This window comes from Escherichia sp. KCJ4928 (genome assembly GCF_004352695.1).
In the GTDB taxonomy this organism is placed as follows: Bacteria; Pseudomonadota; Gammaproteobacteria; order Enterobacterales; family Enterobacteriaceae; genus ECMA0423.
Genome location: NZ_SJWV01000440.1, coordinates 1 through 1,038, shown reverse-complemented (window position 1 = coordinate 1,038; position 1,038 = coordinate 1). Strand labels below are relative to the sequence as shown.

Sequence of the window (1,038 nt, the reverse complement as noted above, 5' to 3'; positions counted from 1 at the left end):
AATGACACACCGTTTGCCGATGAACGTGTGATTGAGCAGCATATTGAAGCTGGCATTTCACTGTGCGATGCAGTGAACTTTCTTGTTGAAAAATACGCACTGGTGCGTACCGACCAGCCGGAATTCAGTGCCTGTACCCGTTCTCAGTTAATAAACAGCATCGATATCCTCCGGGCTCGCAGGGCGACCGACCTGATGACCCGCGACAATTACAGAACGGTAAATAACATTACCCAGGGGAAGCATCCGGAGGCGAAACAATGAAACTGACTCTGACGCTGGAAGCAGACAGCGTTAACGTGCAGGCGCTGAACATGGGACGAATTGTCGTTGACGTCGATGGTGTTAATCTCGCTGAACTGATTAACGTGGTCTGCGACAATGGCCACTCCCTTCGTGTTGTTGATGAATCTGACCGGGTCTCAACAGACTGCACGCCACCATTTGCTGCCCTGACCGGCATACACTGCAGTACCGCGCATATCACTGCAAAGGACAACGCCTGGCTGTACTCGCTGTCACATCAGACGAATGACACCGGCGAATCAGAATGGATTCATTTCACAGGTAGCGGATATCTGTTACGTACCGATGCGTGGTCATACCCGGTTCTGCGGCTTAAACGCCTGGGGCTGTCAAAAACGTTCCGCCGTCTGGTTGTCACACTTACCCGACGTTATGGCGTCAGTCTCATTCATCTGGATGCCAGCGCTGAATGCCTGCCGGGTTTACCCACTTTCGACTGGTAACCAGAAACAACATGAAATCATTAACCACGGAAACAGCGCTGGATATTCTGATTGCGTGGCTGCAGGACAATATCGACTGCGAATCGGGAATTATCTTTGACAACGATGAGGATAAAACGGATTCGGCAGCACTGCTGCCCTGCATTGAACAGGCCAGGGAAGATATCCGTACACTGCGCCAGTTGCAGCTTCTGCACCAGAACCGGTGACTCTCACTCACCAGACTTCATTCCACTGACGCCAGCCTGAACAGGGCTGGCGTTTTCATTTATCTGCAAAAAGGAATATC

General features: G+C 51.3%; 3 protein-coding genes. All 3 read left to right on the top strand.

Annotated features, from left to right (window positions below; genetic code table 11):
• Nucleotides 1–264, top strand: a 264-nt coding sequence (locus tag E0D98_RS24680) for a TA system toxin CbtA family protein (protein ID WP_131891329.1), incomplete at its 5' end; no start/stop codon positions are given.
• Complete coding sequence (locus E0D98_RS24675; protein ID WP_000779172.1) at nt 261–749, top strand: DUF5983 family protein; 489 nt, start codon at nt 261–263, stop codon at nt 747–749. The genes E0D98_RS24680 and E0D98_RS24675, both read left to right, overlap by 4 nt.
• Nucleotides 750–760: 11 nt before the next feature.
• Nucleotides 761–958, top strand: coding sequence for a DUF957 domain-containing protein (locus E0D98_RS24670; protein ID WP_000839249.1), 198 nt, complete (start codon nt 761–763; stop codon nt 956–958).
• Nucleotides 959–1,038: the final 80 nt, after the last annotated feature.

Bases quoted from the DNA above. Each gene is read 5' to 3' on its own strand.
- E0D98_RS24675 (WP_000779172.1), top strand. From the start codon at position 261: ATGAAACTGACTCTGACGCTGGAAGCAGACAGCGTTAACGTGCAGGCG.
- E0D98_RS24670 (WP_000839249.1), top strand. From the start codon at position 761: ATGAAATCATTAACCACGGAAACAGCGCTGGATATTCTGATTGCGTGG.